This window comes from Paenibacillus sp. BK720 (genome assembly GCF_011761545.1).
Taxonomy (GTDB): domain Bacteria; phylum Bacillota; class Bacilli; order Paenibacillales; family Paenibacillaceae; genus Pristimantibacillus.
Map to the genome: position 1 here is coordinate 1 of NZ_JAASRQ010000013.1, position 20,104 is coordinate 20,104.

At 52.2% G+C, this 20,104-nt stretch carries 22 protein-coding genes; 1 reads left to right on the forward strand and 21 read right to left on the reverse strand.

From position 1 onward, the window contains the following. Positions 1–328 precede the first annotated feature (328 nt). On the reverse strand, positions 329–1,198 hold the full coding sequence (locus FHT67_RS30585) for a nucleotidyltransferase-like protein (RefSeq protein WP_167202069.1): 870 nt from the start codon (positions 1,196–1,198) through the stop codon (positions 329–331). A 162-nt stretch (positions 1,199–1,360) separates the two neighbouring features. On the opposite strand from FHT67_RS30585, the gene FHT67_RS28850 reads away from it, so the two are divergent. Beyond that, positions 1,361–1,705, forward strand: coding sequence for a YgzB family protein (locus FHT67_RS28850; protein WP_165930843.1), 345 nt, complete (start codon positions 1,361–1,363; stop codon positions 1,703–1,705). A 65-nt stretch (positions 1,706–1,770) separates the two neighbouring features. On the opposite strand, the gene FHT67_RS28855 is transcribed toward FHT67_RS28850, so the two are convergent. The 20 genes from FHT67_RS28855 to FHT67_RS28950 all read right to left on the reverse strand — a co-directional run bounded on the left by FHT67_RS28855 (position 1,771) and on the right by FHT67_RS28950 (position 20,013). Then, complete coding sequence (locus FHT67_RS28855) at positions 1,771–3,480, reverse strand: glycosyl hydrolase family 18 protein (RefSeq protein ID WP_243867552.1); 1,710 nt, start codon at positions 3,478–3,480, stop codon at positions 1,771–1,773. Positions 3,481–3,652: 172 nt separating this feature from the next. Further along, entirely contained in the window at positions 3,653–4,087 is a 435-nt protein-coding gene (gene perR / locus FHT67_RS28860; RefSeq protein WP_132313271.1) for a peroxide-responsive transcriptional repressor PerR, read from the reverse strand. A 75-nt stretch (positions 4,088–4,162) separates the two neighbouring features. Next, the gene (locus tag FHT67_RS28865) at positions 4,163–6,001 is read right to left on the reverse strand and encodes a DUF4097 family beta strand repeat-containing protein (RefSeq protein WP_167202071.1); all 1,839 of its coding nucleotides are present in this window, start codon (positions 5,999–6,001) and stop codon (positions 4,163–4,165) included. Then, positions 5,983–6,624 (reverse strand): MgtC/SapB family protein, encoded by a 642-nt coding sequence (locus tag FHT67_RS28870; RefSeq protein WP_165930842.1) that lies wholly within the window; start codon positions 6,622–6,624, stop codon positions 5,983–5,985. The genes FHT67_RS28865 and FHT67_RS28870 overlap by 19 nt, the downstream gene beginning before the upstream one ends. A gap of 185 nt (positions 6,625–6,809) precedes the next feature. Next, positions 6,810–8,252, reverse strand: a complete 1,443-nt coding sequence (gene gatB, locus FHT67_RS28875; protein WP_132313265.1) for an Asp-tRNA(Asn)/Glu-tRNA(Gln) amidotransferase subunit GatB — start codon at positions 8,250–8,252, stop codon at positions 6,810–6,812. A 14-nt stretch (positions 8,253–8,266) separates the two neighbouring features. Further along, complete coding sequence (gatA, locus tag FHT67_RS28880; protein WP_167202072.1) at positions 8,267–9,727, reverse strand: Asp-tRNA(Asn)/Glu-tRNA(Gln) amidotransferase subunit GatA; 1,461 nt, start codon at positions 9,725–9,727, stop codon at positions 8,267–8,269. 32 nt (positions 9,728–9,759) lie between these two features. Next, the gene (gene gatC, locus FHT67_RS28885; protein ID WP_132313261.1) at positions 9,760–10,047 is read right to left on the reverse strand and encodes an Asp-tRNA(Asn)/Glu-tRNA(Gln) amidotransferase subunit GatC; all 288 of its coding nucleotides are present in this window, start codon (positions 10,045–10,047) and stop codon (positions 9,760–9,762) included. Between the two features lie 142 nt (positions 10,048–10,189). Continuing rightward, positions 10,190–10,570, reverse strand: a complete 381-nt coding sequence (locus FHT67_RS28890) for an ATPase (protein WP_132313259.1) — start codon at positions 10,568–10,570, stop codon at positions 10,190–10,192. Positions 10,571–10,670: 100 nt separating this feature from the next. Further along, a complete protein-coding gene (locus FHT67_RS28895) occupies positions 10,671–12,113 on the reverse strand; it encodes a PH domain-containing protein (RefSeq protein WP_132313257.1) in 1,443 nt (480 codons plus the stop codon). Then, on the reverse strand, positions 12,097–12,576 hold the full coding sequence (locus FHT67_RS28900; protein WP_132313255.1) for a PH domain-containing protein: 480 nt from the start codon (positions 12,574–12,576) through the stop codon (positions 12,097–12,099). Before FHT67_RS28900 ends, FHT67_RS28895 begins: the two co-directional genes overlap by 17 nt. A 26-nt stretch (positions 12,577–12,602) precedes the next feature. Then, positions 12,603–13,829, reverse strand: a complete 1,227-nt coding sequence (locus FHT67_RS28905) for a M24 family metallopeptidase (protein WP_167202073.1) — start codon at positions 13,827–13,829, stop codon at positions 12,603–12,605. A 134-nt stretch (positions 13,830–13,963) separates the two neighbouring features. Further along, positions 13,964–14,449 (reverse strand): hypothetical protein, encoded by a 486-nt coding sequence (locus FHT67_RS28910; protein ID WP_132313251.1) that lies wholly within the window; start codon positions 14,447–14,449, stop codon positions 13,964–13,966. A gap of 20 nt (positions 14,450–14,469) precedes the next feature. Further along, a complete protein-coding gene (locus FHT67_RS28915; RefSeq protein ID WP_167202074.1) occupies positions 14,470–14,895 on the reverse strand; it encodes a hypothetical protein in 426 nt (141 codons plus the stop codon). Then, the gene (locus FHT67_RS28920) at positions 14,892–15,038 is read right to left on the reverse strand and encodes a hypothetical protein (protein ID WP_165930840.1); all 147 of its coding nucleotides are present in this window, start codon (positions 15,036–15,038) and stop codon (positions 14,892–14,894) included. The genes FHT67_RS28915 and FHT67_RS28920 overlap by 4 nt, the downstream gene beginning before the upstream one ends. A gap of 12 nt (positions 15,039–15,050) precedes the next feature. Next, positions 15,051–15,287: a hypothetical protein gene (locus tag FHT67_RS28925; RefSeq protein WP_167202068.1), complete on the reverse strand. Its 237-nt coding sequence runs from the start codon at positions 15,285–15,287 to the stop codon at positions 15,051–15,053. Next, the gene (locus FHT67_RS28930; RefSeq protein WP_132313247.1) at positions 15,271–16,137 is read right to left on the reverse strand and encodes a hypothetical protein; all 867 of its coding nucleotides are present in this window, start codon (positions 16,135–16,137) and stop codon (positions 15,271–15,273) included. Before FHT67_RS28930 ends, FHT67_RS28925 begins: the two co-directional genes overlap by 17 nt. Positions 16,138–16,158: 21 nt before the next feature. Next, positions 16,159–17,094 carry a type II secretion system F family protein gene (locus FHT67_RS28935; protein WP_132313245.1) on the reverse strand — a complete coding sequence of 312 codons (936 nt, stop codon included), beginning with the start codon at positions 17,092–17,094 and terminating at the stop codon, positions 16,159–16,161. Further along, positions 17,091–18,377 (reverse strand): ATPase, T2SS/T4P/T4SS family, encoded by a 1,287-nt coding sequence (locus FHT67_RS28940; protein WP_243867550.1) that lies wholly within the window; start codon positions 18,375–18,377, stop codon positions 17,091–17,093. Before FHT67_RS28940 ends, FHT67_RS28935 begins: the two co-directional genes overlap by 4 nt. Before the next feature lie 77 nt (positions 18,378–18,454). Further along, entirely contained in the window at positions 18,455–19,303 is an 849-nt protein-coding gene (locus tag FHT67_RS28945; protein WP_167202076.1) for a CpaE/TadZ family protein, read from the reverse strand. After that, positions 19,300–20,013 carry a flagella basal body P-ring formation protein FlgA gene (locus FHT67_RS28950; protein ID WP_132313239.1) on the reverse strand — a complete coding sequence of 238 codons (714 nt, stop codon included), beginning with the start codon at positions 20,011–20,013 and terminating at the stop codon, positions 19,300–19,302. Before FHT67_RS28950 ends, FHT67_RS28945 begins: the two co-directional genes overlap by 4 nt. Positions 20,014–20,104: the final 91 nt, after the last annotated feature.

Below are 20,104 nucleotides of genomic sequence, written 5' to 3' on the forward strand. Positions count from 1 at the left end.
GGTGTTTGACTTGCTCATTACTTGTTTTATCGCTTTTCCGTTATTTCTAACGGGGCAGTTTCGCTCGTTGTTCAGTTTTCAAAGAACAATTTTTTTTCGTTAATCGCCGTTTCTCTCAGCGGCGACTTTCATAATATATCATATTCGCCTAAATGATTGCAAGCACTTTTTTTCGTCTTTCGACATTTTTTTCAATTGTCGATTTCGACTTATTTTGACCTGCCTCAAAATCGGCGAGTATTAATGTACCACATGCCAAAATACTAAGTCAACCCTTTTCAAAAATAAAATACCCGCGCAAAGGCAACGGGTATCCTATTCCTTTTTATTAGATGGCCGTTAGCAAATACCTTAGTTCCATCACATCCGGATCTCCGTTAGCGGGCATAACCGCTACCTCGCGGACATATGCCCGCTTGACCAGATTCTGAACAATCAGAGATAGATCAATATGCAGCTCCTGAATCGGCGGATAGTTCTGCAGCTCGCATATCGTCCATGGTTCCTGTCTGCTGCTGAATGCTTCGAACAGTAAGGAGCAGCAGGATTTCATTTTGTTCATTACGGTAAACTCGCATGCCAGCATCACCAGTCGGACGCGCTGCTCCAAAGACTCGGGACTTGCCGTCAACTCCTCATACAGCTTGTAGACTCCCGGATGAACTCTGCGAATTTGCTTCCAAACGGTGAGCTCCGGGTGATGCCCTTCTTCTATAAGTACGATGTGTGCCCAGTGATGAAGTGCCGCCATAACATGACTGTGCGCATCCAAAATATGATTGTTCTCAAGATCCTGCTTCGCTTGCAGATAGGTACGCAAGAATCCGGAAAACTCGGCGAAACGCTTCTGTTCACGCATGATATCTGGAAATAACATCAATTGCTCACGAATATTCGTCAAGTAATTGTCGCGCTCCATCAATATCTCCCCCCGAACCATCCATTGGATCACGCTGCCGCTTCTGCCAGCAATCCATTGCTCCAAACGACCGGTGTCAAACGTCCGAACCATAGTCCGTTTACCGTGCTGGCAAACATGCTGGGTTGTTTCATTAGCCCCACTCTCTCGCACAACAAGAACTAAAACGTCCAATCCTTCAATCAGAGGATTATAAGGATACGGATTCTCGATAGCCACCAGACCCACTACATCCAGCTGCGAACGATACGTTTCAATAAAATACTGTTTCGTATTCACTTCGGCCTCCGTATAGCTAATCCATTTAGATTAAGCTATAATAATTATCTGTATAGTACTATCTTTTTCGACAAAGTGTGGCGGTTTCCTGCTTGCAAAAGAAGAAAACCGTTAACGTTACATACGTCAATCGTCATAGAGAGGAATGGAATAGTGAATAAGATTTTTTTCAAATCGGCAAAAATCAATGAATTCCGTTTGTGGGGCCTCGTCTTTACGCTAGTTGGCATGGGAGTAATGATTATCGGAACCGGCGGGATTGTCTGGTGGGGACACGCAGGCAAAATCTTCGCGGCGATCTTTATGGTCATCGGAATGATCTCTCTCCTTATTAGCTGCGTCGTTTATTTCTGGGCGGGCATGATGTCTACAAGCGCCACCATGCTGGAATGCCCTGAATGCCACCGCCCGACAAAGATGCTCGGAAAAACCGACCGCTGCATGTATTGCAAAACGATGCTTACGCTTGATCCCGCTCAGGCAACTCATGAACCGTCGGTTGAATAAAACAAAGAAGCAGCCCTTGGTGCTCGTCACCGGGGCTGCTTCTTTTGTAACAACAATAATAATTATTAAGGCCGTTTGTTAATTGCTTCGTCAATGACGGGCCAGATCGAGGAAGTCTGGAAAGAACGGTTCCATGTAGCCACGCCGGCTAGACCAAGCTCTCGCATAAGCTTCACCCGCGACTGGATCGACAACGCGTCTTCAATCCATATCCGGTTTAGAGCACCGTTTTCTTTATACTCCACGTAATTCTGTCCTGCAGCCTCGTCGAGCTTAGGAGTAAGCTTTTTGCTCGCGATAATCTCTTTAACCTTGTCCATGCCAACCGCCTTGGAAGTCACCTTTCCGTTTTGTTCCGTCCAAATACGGGTATATAACGGCATGCTTAGAATGATTTTGTTCGCGGATACGCCATCTTCTTCGATAATGCGTTTTACCGCGCTTGCCGTCCAGCCCAACGATGCCACAGAGCCCGCTTCCGGACTGGAAGCCCAATGCTCGTCATAGGCCATTACCATCATATAGTCGACGGTACGCCCAAGTGCCGAGCGGTCGAGGAACAAGGACCACAGCTCGCTGTTGGATTTCGGCGTTACGTCTATCGATACCACAAGCCCCTGTTCATGGAGAAGAGGAGTTAGTTCTCTTACGAATTGAACCAGATTGGCTTTATCAGATGTCCGGACATTCTCGAAATCGATATTAATGCCTTGTAGATGATACGTCTGCGCAAATGCAAGCAGCTGACGGATCATTTTGAAGCGTGTATCGGCCTTAGCCAAAGCTTCCGTTGTCCGATCGGGCTCAAAGCCATTGCTGAATAAAGCCCAAACCTGCATCCCTTGATCATGCGCCCACCGCACATAAGCCGGATCCGCCTTGCCTTTAATCGTACCCTTTCCATCCTGCAGCTCAAACCACGTCGGACTTACTACGTTAACCCCTTTAAGCGTACCGATAGAATCCGGATTCGGGTTTTTCTCGTAAACGGCTTCCCAGGTGAGATTAATTTTGCTGCCAAGTACTTTCCATGGTATAAAGGCCTCTTCCTTGGCTGCCTGAGGAACCTTTTCTATACTGGCCAGCTCCACATTGGACTTCTGCATATAACCCAGCTGTCCTTGCGGACCCTGCACGAATAACCAGCCGTGTTCTTCGCCCCATATCCGCACGGTCTCGCCTTTAGGTACTTTTTCAGCGATTGGAGAATGGATGCTTGTCTTGGTCCGAATCGCGCTTCCTTTCGACTTTAATGCCTTTCCTTGCTGAATAGATTCCCCTGCCTGGAGTAAAATAACGATGCCGGAATCGGACTTGTACTCGGTCTTGAGGCCATAAAGCTCTTCAAGCGGCGAAATCGGTATATAAACGGCATCATCCTTGGTTTGCGCGGCAATGTGCAATTCGTATGGCTTCTGATTAAGCTCCGCCGTCAGAGCATCCGTCTTCAGCCTTAACACTTTATTGGTGGTTGTCAAAATAATGGAGCCGGTCTCCACTTCATAATATACGGGCTCGTTCGGTCCAAGCGCCTTTTGCAAAGCGGATATCGGAAGCATGACTTCACCATTTTGTATAGTTGCGCCTTGATCCATGATTTCGCCTTGAAAGGTTATCGGATGTTCCATTCCATAGTCGGGAACCGTTATATGCTGATTCGGGATAAACTTCATGTAGATAAACCAAACGCCCATCGCTGCTGCGATAAATAACAGGAACAGCATCGTATACCATGCTCCCCCGCCCCTACGGCGGCGCGGCGCTCTGGTGTACATCGTCTCCAATTGCTCACTCTCCTAAAAAGAAATATCACACAAGCAGCCTGGTTAGGGCTGCTTGTGATGATTCTTGCTTCGCCTTTAATAAAAAGGCGTGCAAATCAGCGAATTACCGCATCTATGCACGCCTTATTCCATGTGAACTTGAACTTTATAACAACCCCACCATTTACGCTTTCGCCGTCTCACTGCAGCTGGAGCATACCCCGTAAATTTCCATGCGATGCCCTTCCACCATAAACCCGGTCTTGTGGGAAGCAGCGCGCTCCACTTCAAGCAGCGGCGGGTATTCAAAATCTACGATCTGGCCGCAGCTTTTGCAAATCGCATGGTAATGGTCGGACAAATCCGCGTCAAAACGGCTGGAATCGTCGCCGTAGGTTAATTCGCGAACTAGACCCGCTTCGACAAACAACCTCAAGTTATTATATATCGTAGCCACGCTCATACTCGGAAAATTCGGAGACAGCGACTTATAGATCTCATCGGCTGTCGGATGTGACATCGAGCCCATCAAATAACTTAATATGGCGTGACGTTGCGGGGTCATACGGACGCCATTCATCTTCAATTGTTCAATAGCTTCGGTTACGCTGGCTCCCATTCCCCTCACGCCTTTCTTTTACTGGATAAAGCTATTGTACGTTCATTCAAAATGGTTTGTCAATGAAAGCGCTCATCAGCCCGCCTCATACAACTGTATGAAAATACTGTTCGTTGCATTCACCTGAATTCGGTAAGTACCTGAGCCTATGGTTCCGCGAACGGTTTTCTTGTTCACCGTAAGCGGCAGATCGGTTGTGATGCTTCCAAATGTTACCGAACCAAACACGGAATAGTCCCCTGCCGCCGGAACGCGAAGCTTGATCTCTCCAACGGTGCTGTCCAAATCCCAATCTCCGCCGACTACCCGGCTAGCCAGCTCGATGTTGCCGTTTAACGTAGAGGCTTTCACTTCTCCGGATACTTCTTTCATAGCAATCTTGCCGTTTTTCGTGTCCGCTCCCACGCTGCCGGAAATACCGCTTAGTGTCATCGCTCCATTCCAGGTTTCTGCAGTCAGATTGCCGGTCAAAGCATCAACAGTAATCGCGCCGTTCTTCGTGGACAATTCGGCATTTCCCGTTACGGTCTGGAGGTTAATTCCTCCATTCAGACCGTGAATCACCAGCGGTCCTTCAATCTGCTGGGCCGTAATGTCGCCATTGTCGCTCTTCAGCTGGACACCGCCAGGCGCGATCAAACCGCTGGCGGAAACAGGACCGTTATTGACATCAACCGTTACCTCCATCTTGGGAACGGAATTCTTTTCCGAATCTTCTAACGATGTCTCCGTTGCCTCCAAATCTGAAATCGAGTTCGGATCCGCAGAGGGATTGTCCGTGCTTGCCGCAGGATCCTGAGACGTAACGGCTGTCTGCGGCACCGTAACGACGATATTCATGCGCGGTTTACGGCTTCCGTTCGTACCATACGGCTCGCCTTTCGCCGTTATGGTCATCGAATCGGCATCCGATACTCTTTCTACGGCCGACTTGGCTGCTATCTGTTCGGCTTCCTGCTCATCCGTCACGTCTACCCATACCTCGGTATCAATAACGAGCTGATCCGTGTCCCCGCCCCGCACCGTTACTTTCCCGTTCGGATTGGTGATTTTGAGCTTGGTTATGGCCGCAGCGTCAAAAGGCACCGTATCCGTATCTTTCACAAATTTAAAGCCTTTCTCTTCGCCATAATCCTGGGTTCCGTTCAAATCAACGTACTGATCAAGCCAGCGGAACGGAAGCTCGGCGTATTGGGTCACCGTAAAGGCAACAACGGAAATAACAATAGCGATAATGGCGCCTGTAAAATCAAACCGCAGCTTTCTCGCCGCTTTCCGGTAAACGATGCTATAGATAATGATTTCGGCTCCAAGCAAAATAAATACGGCGGGCCACCACTTGCCCAATAAGGCAACGTCGTTGCGGCCCTTCACCTGGTCCCATAAGAGCAGGCCCCCAACTGCAATTATAAATATGGCGGCTGTGAACCGCCCCAATCGAAACATGGACTGATCTCCCTTCGCTCGCGAGAACCATAAAACAAGCGCCACCGCTAACAAGAACGGTCCTACCGCCATTTCCGCCAGGTCGTCCATCCACGGAATAAGGGCCGCGGGCGGGTCCGTCAGAATAAACAGCAATACACCGGCAGCCATAATAAGCAAGCCGATTGCCGGTGACAATTGATCCGTTGAACCGTCTTTGGCATCGGCTCTGGTCTGCAAGGCATCAAACACGCTGACAAAATAATAGACCGGCAGCGTAATTCCCAAATAGACGATAAAGAGCAGATGCCTTGCCGCATTGGCATCTGCCAGCCTGATGATAGCAGCAATATCAAGAACTAGACCGGCGGTCAGGAGCAGTCCTCTCTGATAACGCCCCGTATATAAATGCCCGGCTCCGGGGAGCACAAATGCGAGCAATAAAGTAAGAAGTCTGCTCTTTGGCCGATCTAATCCGAACTCACGCAATGCACGCCCTCCATATGCTTGATTTGTTCCAGTAAAGCTAATAACGATTCATTCTTCGGCAGCTGCACGGTCAAATGAAGCATAAACTGCCGCAGCCCCTGCTCTTGCTTCGCGCTTTCCTCCAGCATGACCTTGCGGATCACAATCTGTTTCTCGGCGAGCAAAGCGTTTAGCGTAAGGACAATGGTCGACTGTTCGTCTGCCTGAACGACCAATTTATGCTCCCGCTTCGTGCTGATGTATCTTTTCTCCAGCTTATTGAAGGCCCAAAGAATAAGAAGAACCAGAACCGTTGTGGTTACCGCGGCAAAATAAAATCCGGCGCCTACCGCAAGCCCGATAGCCGAGACAACCCATAAAGATGCGGCGGTCGTCAGGCCCGTAATGGACTTGCCCGTAAACAAAATCGTGCCTGCTCCGAGGAACCCGACTCCGGTAATGACGGCGGCAGCCAGACGGGCGGGATCCACGCGGACGTTCGTCTCATTAACAAAAGAAGAAAAACCATATATCGATAAGAGCATGAGCAAACAAGAACCGATACATACCAAAATGTTCGTGCGCAGCCCAGCCGCGTGATTCGACTGTTCGCGCTCGAGGCCGATCAGTCCGCCCAGGAGCATGGCCAGAAGCAGCCTTAACCCGAGATGAAGCTCATTAATATACCAGGGATTCGCGAGATCATGACCCAAGTGGCAGCACAACCTTTCATCATGATAATTGTACCATATTAGTATGCATATGGACCTGCGTTCCATGAAAAGACGCCGCCCATCGCATAGGATGAGCGGCGTCAAAAGATCGGCAACTAGGCTTTCAGACGTTCAAGCAGGAGCTTATTCACGAGAGCCGGATTCGCTTTGCCTTTTGTCTCTTTCATAATTTGGCCGACCAGGAATCCGATCGCTTTGTCTTTGCCTGCTTTAAAGTCTTCTACCGATTGCGGATTCGCTTGGATGATCTGATCCACCACGGCTACAAGCGCGCCTTCGTCGCTGATTTGGACGAGTCCCTGCTCTTCCACGATCTGCTGCGGCAGCTTGCCCGATTCCAGCATCGCCTTGAAGACCGTCTTGGCAATCTTGCTGCTGATTGTGCCCTTCTCGAGCAGACCAATCATTTCGCCAAGACCTTGGCCGGTAATCTTCACTTCGGAAAGCTCCAGGCTGTTCGCGTTCAGATAGCCAAGAAGATCACCCATGATCCAGTTGGATACCGCTTTAGCATCCTTTGTATAGTTCAAGCTTTCCTCAAAGAAATCTGCAAGCTTCTTCGAAGAAGTAATCACTTCGGCGTCATAGGAAGGCAAGCCGTATTCGCTTGTGTAACGCGCCTTGCGCGCATCCGGCAGTTCCGGAATCGAAGCGCGGACACGGTCTTTCCATTCCTGACTGATGTTCAGGCGAACCAAATCCGGATCCGGGAAGTACCGGTAATCATGCGATTCTTCCTTGCCGCGCATCGAGAAGGTTTTGCCTAGCGTATCATCGAAGCGGCGCGTCTCCTGCACGACTTGCCCGCCTTCATTCAGAATCTCAGCCTGGCGGATTTGTTCGTATTCAAGACCGCGCTGAACGCCGCGGAAGGAGTTCATGTTCTTCAGCTCGGCGCGCGTGCCAAACTTCTCTTGCCCGTATGGACGAAGACTGATGTTAGCGTCGCAGCGGAGGCTGCCCTCTTCCATCTTCACGTCCGATACCTCGCAGTACAGCATAATCGCTTTCAGCTTCTCGAGGTAAGCCTTCGCTTCTTCCGGCGTACGGATGTCCGGCTCGGATACGATCTCGACAAGCGGCGTGCCGACGCGGTTAAAGTCCACAAGGGAAGCATATCCGCCGTCAACGTGAGTCAGCTTGCCGGCGTCTTCCTCCAGATGCAGCCGGGTTATGCCGATTCGTTTGGTCTCGCCGTTTACTTCGATATCAATCCAGCCGTTCTGGCCGATCGGTTGATCGAACTGCGAGATTTGATACGCTTTTGGCGAATCCGGATAAAAATAGTTTTTACGGTCGAACTTGCTAATGTCGGCGATTTCGCAGTTAAGCGCCATTGCCGCTTTCATCGCGTACTCGACAGCTTGCTTGTTCAAGACGGGCAGAACGCCCGGGTGCCCGAGACATACGGGGCATGTATGAGTATTAGCCGGAGCTCCGAATGCCGTAGAGCAGCCGCAGAAAATTTTACTGTTGGTATGCAGCTCCACGTGTACTTCGAGACCAACTACCGTTTCGTATTGAGTCGCTTCAGACATCGTTATTTCTCCCTTCACCCTAGCTGCGGCCGCAATTTATGAAATTCGGTTTGCTGCTCGAACGCATGAGCCGCGCGCAGCACGGTCGATTCATCAAATGCCTTGCCGATGATTTGCAGGCCGATCGGCATGCCGTCCGCCGTTCCGCACGGAACGCTGATTGCCGGAATGCCCGCAAGGCTTACCGGAATCGTACAAATATCGTTCAGGTACATCGTCAGCGGATCGCCGACCTGCTCCCCGATCTTAAACGCGGTTGTCGGAGCCGTAGGGCCGATGATGATATCGTATTGGTTGAAGACATTGTCGAAGTCCTGCTTGATCAACGTACGGACCTTTTGCGCTTTCAGGTAATACGCATCGTAATATCCGGAGCTAAGCGCATAAGTGCCCAGCATTATCCTGCGTTTGACTTCCGGGCCAAAGCCCTGGCTGCGCGATTTGCGGTACAGGTCGATCAGGTTCTCCGGGTTGTCCGCGCGAACGCCGTAACGAACGCCGTCGAAACGCGCCAGGTTGGACGAAGCTTCCGAGGAAGCGAGCAGATAGTAGGTCGCAATCGCGTACTCGGTATGCGGCAGCGATACTTCCTCCCAGGTTGCGCCCATGCTTTCGAAGGTTTTGAGAGCCTGCATAACGGCTTCCTTCACCTTCGGATCGATGCCTTCGCCCAGATACTCTCTAGGCACGCCAATGCGAAGACCCTTCACATCGCCGGTAAGAGCGCTTGTGTAGTCCGGAATATCGACGTTGGCGGATGTCGAATCCTTCTCGTCGTAACCCGCGATCGCTTGCAGCACGTAAGCGGAGTCTTCAACATTTTTCGTAAGAGGACCGATCTGATCGAGTGAAGAAGCAAACGCTACGAGACCAAAGCGGGATACCAGGCCGTATGTCGGCTTGAGGCCAACAATGCCGCAGTATGCTGCAGGCTGACGGATGGAACCGCCCGTATCGGAGCCAAGGGAGAAATAAACTTGTCCCGCCGCAACGGAAGCCGCGGATCCGCCGCTCGAGCCTCCCGGAACGTATTCCGGGTTCCACGGGTTGCGGGTCGGATAGTAGCTCGAGTTCTCGTTCGAGCCGCCCATCGCAAACTCGTCCATGTTCAGCTTGCCGATCGTAACCGATTGGGCGGACTTCAGCTTGGATACGGTTGTTGCATCGTAAATCGGATTATAATTGCTCAGGAATTGGCTCGCGCAGGTCGTAAGCAGCCCTTCCGTAACAATGTTGTCCTTCACGCCGGCAGGCAGGCCGAACAAAAGGCCGCGTTCGCCGCCCTCCAGAAGCTGCTTGTCCAGGCTATCCGCCTGGCGGCGGGCACTCTCTTCATTTAATGTAAGGAAAGCTTTAATCGTTTCATCCGTTTCGGAAATTCGGCGGTAAGACGCATCCACCAAATCGGAAACCGTCAATTCTTTGTTATTGAGCTTGCTATGTACATCCTGTAGGCGTAAATCAAACAGTGACAACAGCAGTTCCTCCCTTCAAATACCCGTAAGTTCTATTCCAATACAGCCGGCACTTTGATCTGGCCGTCTTCTTCATCCGGTGCGTTAAGCAGCACTTTCTCAATCGGCAGCGATTCACGGGTAATGTCTTCCCGCATCACGTTCGTAATCGGCAGCACGTGGCTGGTCGGCTCTACATTATCCGTGTTCAGGCTGTCCAGCTTTTCCGCATATTTCAGGATCGCATTCAGCTGTCCCGTAAATTGTTCTTTTTCTTCATTCGAGAGCTCCAGCCGCGCCAAATTCGCAACATGCTCAACGTCTTTAATCGTAATGCTCATGGATGCTTCGTCCTCCCTTTCAAGCCTTCTACTCATTCCTCCTATTATAGCTTATAATCGCCATTTCACAAAGTGGTCAAGCAGGCAAAATGAAACGGAGCCTCTCCCGGTAAGGGATAAGCTCCGCCTAAGATGATTGCCGTTATATCCACGCCTTCAGATTAACCTGGCGAATAAAGTCTTCCGTTGTCTGGCTCTCGCCGCCTGCATTGTCCTTCTCCTCGAGCTTTTCTTCGCCTTTTACAATCCGGTTGAACAGCTCTTCGTTGAATGTGGCCAGCGCGTAATCAATCAGCGCCTCCCTCTCGACCCGGTCAACCTCTTCCTGCAGCAGCACTTCCTCCAGTTCAACATCCTCGTCAGGAACAAGGAAATTGCGGTTTGCCGCAGGCACTCTTACCACATAATCGAACACATTGTCCGGATTGCGGTCGTAAGCGATTATATAACCATACTCCCCAAGAGGGAGATTTTGCTCGAATTGGTCAGCGATAATAACAACCTTTGCCCCTAAACTCAGCATTGTCTTCACTCCTGTCTATCAGCCGCTGTCTATCTCTATTATCCTACTAAAAAATAATAGCGGTGTCCAATTGCAGGGAGCAGACGGCTGCCCCCCCATTTTATTTTCCTGCTTGATGCCGGCTGTACCAACGCCATGCCTTCTCGGCATCATCCCGCTCGAGGCAATGAACGCGGTAGGCCTGAGGACTGCCAAGCACATGGGCCGAGACCGTCAGCAGCCGTCTTTTCTGCTGCCCTCTCGTCCGCCTTGTCGTCATGGAGACAATCTGAGGCCTGCGCATGTAATAGGTCATTCTCGTCAGGCTCCGTTTGCGAAGGGTTAACTGTCCGTCCTCCAGACTCATCCCGGCCGCCGAAAGACAGCTCCAGCTCCAGGCTGCGGCTAAGGGAAGCAGGATAAGAGACCATAGCCCGTGGATATGAAAGAAATAAATAAAGAAAGCGCATAGGAGAATCGTAACGAGCTGGCCTTTCCAAACGTAGTCGAAAAATGCGCGCTTCGGGGCGGATGCCCGAATCTCTGCGGCCGTAAACTGCGGTACATAACAGGCCAAAACGGATTGCAGCGACGCTGCGGAAATAAAAGGATGAAGCATCAGCCGCTCCGTTTTATCCGAGGATACAACCTGCAATTGAATTTGGGCAAATCCGATCCATTGATGAAGAAGCCCTTCCGCCACGATAACCGCCTGTACCTTGCCGGCATCGAAATGATGCACCTTCTTCTCCAGGAGACCGTAGGAGATCGAAATTTGATCATCCTGTTTATTAGCGGTAAACCCCGCAAACTTTATGACATACAAGACAAGGGAAAGCAGCCACGCAGCGGCAAGCCCGCATACCGCGATTACAGCTATAACGGTATAGCTTGGATTTACGCTGGTAGATTCCTTGTAAAGCGTGGAATAAAGGTTGGGAGCCAGCTCGTTAATGAAATCATCCGCCAGCGAGAATATCCCCGCGATAAAAGCAACAACCAGCCCAAAATTTAGCGAGGTCGCCGCCGCAAGCAGCAGCTGGCCAGGGGTTAGCTGATAGTTAGGCTGTTGCTGCTGTTGCACGGCTGCCTCCGCAGGCTGGTCATGCGGAGCCAGCAGAAGCCTCTGCAGCTGTCTTGCATCCTTCTCGTTCAGGGCCGCTAGAATCCCGTCGGCCTTCTTGTTGCCGCCAGGCGTCTCGATCTTGACCTGCGTGACGCCAAGCAGCCGCTGCAGAATGGGCTGCTCGAGGTTAACCGAATGAATCCTGCCGAAGTAGATCGTCTTCTCGTCCCTGAACAGGATCCCTTTGCGGATGACGATCCGGTCATCCTCCACCGTAAAGGAAAATTTGCGCCAGCCAAACAATCCAAGGAACATAAGCAAGGTTACGGCGGCCAGAATCCCGAGATAGACGTATCCGTTTACCCCCGACCAGTTCACGCCCTGCAGCAAAGTAATGATGATGAGCGGCAGCAGCCCTTTTACCGTATTGAACAGCGGGAACAGCATATAGATCGGATGCAGCCTGCGCGGTTTGTTTCTCTTAATCATCCTGATCATCTACCTTCGCAAGCTGGCCGATCCGCCTCTTCAGAAAATGCGCCTCGCTTTGCTTGAGGCCGCTGATCCGGTGCGTGGTTGCCGCGGTTACCACCGCGACGCTGGCAAGCTCGTATTTGCGCATGAGCGGTCCGCTCTCCAGCTCCACATGCTGTACGCGCACCATCGGAACAAGGACATTTCGGATCACGATAAGCCCGGATTTGATCTCCAGCTCCTCGTCAAACAGCTCGTATTGAAAACGCCGGTATTTGATCTCCGGAAAAAACCATACAAACAGCACGGCAGACAGACTTACAACAGCCAGCCCGATGAAGCCCGGGATATACGTCCAATGCTTCCAGGCCGCAAACGTCAGATAGGCAATAACAATCACATACAGCACAAGATGCGTAATAAGCGAGCTTAAGCGATACACAGTAATGTAATCCCGGTGAAGCCTTTTCGATAATAAACGGTCCATCCAGCAAGCCCCCTTGGCATACCTGATTATGGCAGTTGGATTAGTCCTTCTCTGGTAAATGTCAAAGCCCGAGGGCGGCCGTCCGTAATTAAATAGCTGTTCTCTATACCGACTACACCATCGCCTGGAAACGTAAACTTCGGTTCAACGGCGATCACCATTCCTGCTTCCAACGGAATATCAAAGCCTTTGGCTAGAACCGGCCATTCGTCGATCTCAAGCCCGATACCATGCCCAAGGAACTTGGCCTGATCAGCGCCATAGCCCATAAAATGCGGGGAGAGTCCCGCTTCATCCGCCTGCTCGAGAGCTCTCGCGTACAGAGCCGAGCAGATCGCCCCTTGCACCATTTTGTTCTCCGCTTCCCGGATTATGGCTTCGGATACGTTATAGGCATAAGCCAGCTTTTCCGGCAGTTCTCCAATAACCGCCGTACGGGTCTGGTCAATCACGTAACCGTCGATACAGCAGCCGATATCCATCAGAATAGGCTCATTTCGTTCAATCGCTCTGCGGCTGACGCTCTGCGGCGATGTTGCGCCAAGGCCAAGCCCGCCGGCGGGACCGTCGAAATACGTAGGAACAGCCGCTGCGGAGCCGGCGATAAACATACCCGTCGCAATTTCCTGATTATAACCCCGCATTCTCATCAAGCCGATATGTCCTCTAATACGCAGCTCGTATTCAACGCGTGCCATCCATTCCAATTCCGTTACGCCGGGCTTTAGGAAATTAAGCGCCTCGTTGAGCGCCTCGTCAACAACGGCGGCTGCCGATTCGAACCGGCTGATCTCAAGCGGCGATTTGATCATCCGCTGTCTTCGAATGACAGCCGAACCGTCAACAACCGGACCTGCACCGGCGGCCTGCAGCAATCCGGACAGCTTCAGATAGGTTTGAGCGGGAAGCACATCCAGGTCGGCGGCCACAACAGCCTGCTTTCCCGTTCCGGCTTTAAAGACCTGAGGATATTCCCGTGCCAGCGTCTCGCCAAACAGCCGGAACGTTCCAAGCTCCTTAACGGAAATGCCGCTCTCGAGCTTAGCCCGCTCAAGGCTCCTTTTCACAAAGAAAACCGGTTCCCCAAGCGACGGAATAAAAGCAAATCCGTTCTGCATAGAGCCGGTGTAGTAATAAAGATCTATGTTTTGGGTCAGAAGAAACCCGTCCATCGCCGAGGCGCGCATTGCTTCCTGCAGCTTGGTTATTCTTTCTCGAACAACTACCTCGGAAACGTCTTTTTTTATCTCCATTCAAAGCCAACTCCTAACTTCCGTATTCCCCCTTTATTAGATCAATTTTATGATGGATCGTCAACAGGAAGCGAAAGTTTCGCTTCGTTCTGGCCCCCTTAAACCAAATAGTAATCAAATTATATTCATTACGCCTACCTCACCGTCAGCTCCGACACGCCTTTGATGTCCCATTCGATTGGATCAAGCAGCGTAAACGCGCGCGGGTAGACGACATGGATAATTAGGACGACTCCCGGCCTTTGAAGAATGGCCTCGTAATCATATTGATCGTTTCTGTACGTATAAGGGAAAATACGATCATTGTTTATGACTTCGAATACGAGCACATTCACCCGTTCGCGGACGGGGGAGTTCGGCAGCGGATTCCCAAGCGCATCCAGCTGCAGGTTCGCCTGCAGATAAGCAGCAGCGGCCGATTCCGCCGCATCCGGATCGATCCTCATAACCCCCTCGGCCATGGCTGCCGGATCCAGCTGCTGCGAGGCTGCATGGGCAGCGCGGTTAAGGGCATGCTTCCCCTGATAAAGAAGCTTCATTGCCATCTCCTCGTCCGTTTGCAAAAAGTGCACCGAGACCCATACCGTCATCATCAATACGATCAACATCAGCTTGTACATGGCATCTCCTTGTCCGCGCCTTACGGCATGTACTCGCTCATCTTCATTCCGAACGTCCGCATGCGGCTGCCTTCCGTTATCGGCTCCAGCCCAATCAATCTATCGATCTCAAACAAGTTCTCATAGGGATAGCTCATCTTCAGCATGATCCCGGTGCCCCTGGGCAGCGGAGAAGTTGGTTCCGTCGCTGCGAGGCCGTTATCCGCCGTCACTTCAAACCGGACAAGCTCGGGCCTCATCCCGAAAGCGGCCAGCCGCTCACGCGACTGCTCCATCATAACGGCATCGATGTAGCCGTAGCTCCCGCTAGCGCCAACCTCCAGCAGATAATCGGTCTCCTGCTGCAAGACCGCTTGCCTTGCAATCAGAACATGCTTATATATAGGCGAGAACATCATCCAGCACACCATAGCGGCAAACAACACAAACACCAATATATTTCTCATGGGCTCATCTGCCGGATATAGGCACCGATCGCCGCCCCGGAACGTTCCACCTGCCGCTTCGTGCCGCCTTCGCCTCCGGTAATGCCCGTATACAGCAAAATGACGGTCACCAGAAGCAGCATCGCTATTAGCAGACTTCGCATCGCTGCTCCCCCTTAGTTCGAACCGGTAGATAACATAGAGCCGATCTTCGTGTTAGCCGAGCTGCCTTGCGTCTGAATCTGCTTGCTTGTTCCGGTTGTATCGTTGGCGATAATGTTGTTGAACAGGATAATGACGACAACTAGCAGCATAACGGTCATCAGAATATTGCGCATATTTTGACTCACCTCCTTCGCGGCATTTTTCCGCATTTGAATCCGGGCGATTGCGCGTTCAGCCCAAAGATTCAAACAACTTGCGCCCCTCCTGCACCCAGGGGTAAATAAAGATCTGGAAGGTGTACAAAATCGGTATTCCCGCAATGATAAACAAAAAGTAAGAGGTGGACTCCTTCCGGCTTTCCTTGGCAAGCTCCAGCTTCTCCTTGTAGTCCTGAATCCGCTCGCGGAGAAGCCTGTAATATTCCGGGCTCTCGTGAAGCCGCAAGGAATCGATCGTCTCCGCAAAGCTCATTCCGTCATCCGTGCCGATCCGGTGCTTGAACCTGCGCAGCGCCTGCTCCGCATCGTGATACCATTCGGCAAGCAGCCGTTCCAGATCCCCGCGCAGCGTCCGGGTAAACGGAACGCAGCGGGTCAGCTTGGTATGGATATGAAGAGCCGACTCGGATAGGTACAGCAGCTGGTTGCTCATTAAATAAATTTCCTTCGTAATCCTTTGCGCGCGCAGCCTTCGGAAAGAGCGCAGCCAAGGCAGATCCCAATACAAGAGCACAAATCCCGAAAGCACCAGCGTGTAGCATAGCCACGCCCCCCGTTCGAGAGACAAGCCGCGGTACAGGGCGGCAATGGCCGGAAGCAGAAAAAGCAGGATTCTTCTTGCCGCCGAGTACCAGGCCGCGTCCGCGGTAACCCCGCAGCCCGCGAGAAGGGTTGCCCGTTCGATAAAAGCCTCCTTCTCCCGCGATAAACGGAGCAGCTTCAGCCACTGATCCGGCACCTCGTCCGTCCTCCAGTTCAAGGCTTCCAGATGGAGCCATCTGGGTCTCCTGCGTGGCAAGGCTTGCAAAATCATATAAACGCCCAGAAAGCCAAACAGAAACTCCCCGGCGGCGATAAGCAGGCGAATAATCGACTCCATAAGGCAGCATAAGCCTCCTTTCTACATCTTTTTGCGCGACAGCCAAAGCCCCATTAGAAAAGAAGCAAATATTAGAACAATGGCGTTAAGCAGCATGTCTCTTCCCTGCGGATCGATCAGGTAGTAGTAATAGGAGTTCTCCCGGTTGTAGCGAACATTGACGCCGATATAAAATGCCAGGAACAGGACCGGCGTAAAGTTGGCAATCCGGATCTCCAGCAGCTTGTTCCGCTCCTGCTCGTTCGCCCGCCGCGCCTTGCGCATATCCCCGAGCAGTTCCTTCAGGCTCTCCGCGATAGGCGATCCCTCCGCTAAAGCTACCCGCATAATATTGACGAAATAGTCCCCCCACACATGGCCAAGCGCAGCCGAAAAAATGCGAAGGCTTGCCTCGTCGTCGCCGCGAACCGACAGGTTCCGGTACAGCTGTTCGAACACCGACTGCATGGGACCAAGCAGTCTCCGCTCTTCGACCGTGCGCTGCAAAGCCGTTCGAACCTGTCGACCTCCGGTGACCAAATAACATTGATAGAACAGCTCGATAGCCGGCAAAAAATCCATTTGCAGCTGCATCTGTCTCTGGACAAGCATGGCCCGCAGGACCGTATAGGGCAAGCAACCGACAACAAGGCCGAACAGCAAGGTTCCTTTGATGCTCTGAAAGAACAAACCGCCAATGGCAACGCCGGCCAGAAGGAGCAGCATGGATCCGATGACGAGACCGGATGGCTTCAGCTTGAGCTGAAGCGTCTCGAGCAGCTCGGACAGGTGGCGGTATACCCTCTCGAATCTTTTCAGCTTTTCGGTCAGCCGGTAACCCAGACGGTTCCTCGCTTGATATGTCAATCTGTCCCTTCGCTCCTGACGTTCCGTCCATACCAGCAGCCAGCTGGACAAGGAAATAAACCATAAGCTGAAGAGCAGTAGTGCCGACGCGGCGACGGACAGCTTGATCAAGTCCGCCACCCCCTCTCGGCAAGACGCGCCTTGGCTTTAGGCGAAGGCTTCTCGGGGTATATCCACTGCCCGCTTGTCTCATCGAATCGGGCCCAATCCCGGACAATGACCTCGTTATTCGCCCAGCTCAATTCACCGATTCGGGCGATAACCCGCCTGCCTCCCAAATAACGCATTTCAATGCCCACTTGGGTAACGTATTCCGCAATCCTCTTCGTCAAACGCTCCGGATTCATGCCTCTTCCGTCCAGCATGCACATGTCGGTAATCGCTTCCGGCACATCCTCCAGCGTATTGGCGTGAACCGTGGTCATGCTTCCGGAATGCCCCCTGGTGCATGCCCTCACATAAATATTGGCATCCATATCGCGGATCTCGGCATGCACGATTCGTTGCGGGGATTGGCGGAGCGCCAGCTTGAACGCCTGCTCGGCCTTGTGCTGCGGATCATCCTCGTCCGCTTCGTATTCAACCGTATTTTTGTTGGGAAAATCCCGCCCGAGCATCATCTCGAACCTTCCCTCAATCGTGACGATCCGCTCTTCATCCGGCAGCTCGGCAATCAAAGCCTTCATAAGATGCGTCTTGCCCGAGTTGGTCGGTCCGATAATGACCAGATTAAACCGCGCTTCAAGCACATCCAGCAGCATGTTCCTCATCTCATGGCTGAGCGTACGGTACGGAGCGGAGCACAAAGCTTCCAGGCTAAAGCACCTGACCGTAAAGAACCGAATCGTAAGCGTTGGCTTCGACGTAAAGCCAAAGCCGGTCATCGTGACGCGCGAGCCGTCCTTCAGCATCACCTCCGCCCACCGCTTCCGTGGATTGATCCGGTCGTTGTTGTACAGCACCAGGTTCTGCTGAATCCGCTCCACGTCCCTCTCATGGTCGAAGCGATAGGACGACAGCATGGTTTGACCGTCTCTCACTTCGTATATCTGCGAACCGACAACCTGAATCTCCTCGAGACCGTCCTTCCTGGCCAGTACAAGCTCAAGCACATTCAGTCCGATTACCTCCGCGAACAAGGCTTCGGCAAGCGTCGCGTACGGATGCTTATAGCCATCCAACTGGTGTATGCGGAGACGAATCAGCCTATCGGCTATAATCGCCAGCACCTGCTCCCTCTCCGATGCAAAGCCAAGCACGGCCCGGTTCAAGGTCTCGCTGTACTGCCGTCGTTCTTCCTCCGTCAGCCCTCTGGGGGCTGCCAGATAAGACCTGATCTCTTCGGCCAGCCTTCCGAAATCCGCTCCGCGTCCTGCCGTTTCCCCTCTATCCAAAGAATCCGCGACCGAAGATTGATCCAGCCTTAGCCGCGCAGAATAATCCGACGGTGAAAACCTGCTTGCCCCCGAATTCAAGAGCCTACACCGTTGCGGTGAGCCAGCAGCTTGCGGTACCAAGGCTGTACGGCAAGCGTTGGCGTTACCCTGCGTATATGATGACGGTCCATCAACCGTTCGGCGCTCTCCTGCATGGCAAGCTTGCCTGCAGGATCCTCCTTCAGCCACTGCCCGTAATGACCGCTGTCGAGCTGCGCATAGAATGAATGACCAAGCCGTAATTCTCCAAGTTTCGATGTGCCCATTTCTTTGCAAATGTCCTTCATCCGATATCCTCCTGTGCTCCATGGCGAGTAAATGACAACCGTGTGGTATTGATCCGTTGATAGTCCAAACAGCGGCGATACTTGGGAAATCCAGCGTTTTCCGTCTTCCTGGAAGTGGGATAAGGCATCGGTTGTGACGATAACGCGCGTATCCGCCTCGCGCAGAGCGCATATCGTAGCCGCGTTATCCCAATAAGCGCCTACATCAATAACAACCATGGAGAACGTCTGCCCGGCGATCCGCAGCAAATGCTCCATCTCCTCCGGCGAATAAAATTCTGCCTGATCCCTCAGCATATTGCCGAACAATACATGCAGATTCGGCATTCCTCTAACCGGCTGCATTGCGCGCTGAAGCTTATCCGGCGTTAAGGATCCGGAATTCAGCTCCGGCCTCAGCTTGTCCAGCGTCACGGCGGGTTCGGCGATGCCCAAATACCGGTGAAGCTTTGCGCTCTTTAAATGCAGGCATAAATAACCGATCGCCCTCCCGCTTGCTTCCGCCACCCGAAACGCTGCGGCAAATGCGGCCGAGGTGGTTCCAATATTAGGCGTAGTCCCGACAAAGGTGATTAACGGTGCCGCGTTCGCATTCACGTATGATCCTCCTCCAGCTGCAACGATTCCGGACTGTAGGCGATAACCAGCTTATGAAGACCGTTCTTGCAATAACCGTCGATCTGCAGCCACTGCGATTCCGTCAGATTCAAATTAATGTATTCGATCATTCCGTTCGCATCGCGCCGGGAAGCATACATCCGTTCCTTATCCCCTTCCGCCAGCGACAGCAGGTTCGGATCCTTCATATTGTCAATCTCCACATTGCTTGAGGATTTAACCGACGCAACCGTCACAAGCGAATCGAATATCCGCCTGGAGGGCTCATTCTCGCCGGACAAATAGACGGTTACCTTATCGCCGGCGCGAATGCCGTTGGAGATGGAACGAACGTAGTCGCGCGGAATTTGAAAGGTAGATTCCGTGCCCGTCGGCAGCAGATGGTACTTATCGACTTTCCAGCCCAGAATAGGCTCGTTAGTCCCTAGCGGAATTACAGTCTCCATGCCTACCGCCTGCTTGGCGTCAACGAGCATTTCCTGCTCGTAGCCTTCGCGGGGGATCCGTTTATAGGCGATGTCCGCTTCCGTTAACCGCCTGCCCGCTTCAACAAACTGCTTGGCCACAACAACCTCCACCGTTTCCTCGCGTGTGAGTTGCAGTTTCTGCAGCTGAAACAAACCATACACCAGAACCCCTGACAGCAAAGCAGCAAGCAATCCAATGCCTGCATTTCTCCTTTTGTTCATCGACTCTCCCCTCTCTAGTCCGCCCGGCCTAGCGTAAACGGCTGCGCCGTCCTTAGGAGGGGCAGCATACGTTTCGCGGATGAAATATAAG

Excerpts from the sequence above, each read along its gene's own strand:
- FHT67_RS28900 (WP_132313255.1), bottom strand. The coding sequence starts at position 12,576 with ATGGACCGTTTATTATCGAAAAGGCTTCACCGGGATTACATTACTGTG.
- gatB (WP_132313265.1), bottom strand. The coding sequence starts at position 8,252 with ATGTCTGAAGCGACTCAATACGAAACGGTAGTTGGTCTCGAAGTACAC.
- FHT67_RS28905 (WP_167202073.1), bottom strand. The coding sequence starts at position 13,829 with ATGGAGATAAAAAAAGACGTTTCCGAGGTAGTTGTTCGAGAAAGAATA.
- FHT67_RS28895 (WP_132313257.1), bottom strand. The coding sequence starts at position 12,113 with ATGATCAGGATGATTAAGAGAAACAAACCGCGCAGGCTGCATCCGATC.
- perR (WP_132313271.1), bottom strand. The coding sequence starts at position 4,087 with ATGGGAGCCAGCGTAACCGAAGCTATTGAACAATTGAAGATGAATGGC.
- FHT67_RS28855 (WP_243867552.1), bottom strand. The coding sequence starts at position 3,480 with ATGTACACCAGAGCGCCGCGCCGCCGTAGGGGCGGGGGAGCATGGTAT.
- FHT67_RS28950 (WP_132313239.1), bottom strand. The coding sequence starts at position 20,013 with ATGAACAAAAGGAGAAATGCAGGCATTGGATTGCTTGCTGCTTTGCTG.
- FHT67_RS28930 (WP_132313247.1), bottom strand. The coding sequence starts at position 16,137 with ATGGAGTCGATTATTCGCCTGCTTATCGCCGCCGGGGAGTTTCTGTTT.
- FHT67_RS28890 (WP_132313259.1), bottom strand. The coding sequence starts at position 10,570 with ATGCTGAGTTTAGGGGCAAAGGTTGTTATTATCGCTGACCAATTCGAG.
- FHT67_RS28910 (WP_132313251.1), bottom strand. The coding sequence starts at position 14,449 with ATGTACAAGCTGATGTTGATCGTATTGATGATGACGGTATGGGTCTCG.
- FHT67_RS28870 (WP_165930842.1), bottom strand. The coding sequence starts at position 6,624 with ATGCTCCTGGGCGGACTGATCGGCCTCGAGCGCGAACAGTCGAATCAC.
- FHT67_RS28920 (WP_165930840.1), bottom strand. The coding sequence starts at position 15,038 with ATGCGAAGTCTGCTAATAGCGATGCTGCTTCTGGTGACCGTCATTTTG.
- gatC (WP_132313261.1), bottom strand. The coding sequence starts at position 10,047 with ATGAGCATTACGATTAAAGACGTTGAGCATGTTGCGAATTTGGCGCGG.
- FHT67_RS28915 (WP_167202074.1), bottom strand. The coding sequence starts at position 14,895 with ATGAGAAATATATTGGTGTTTGTGTTGTTTGCCGCTATGGTGTGCTGG.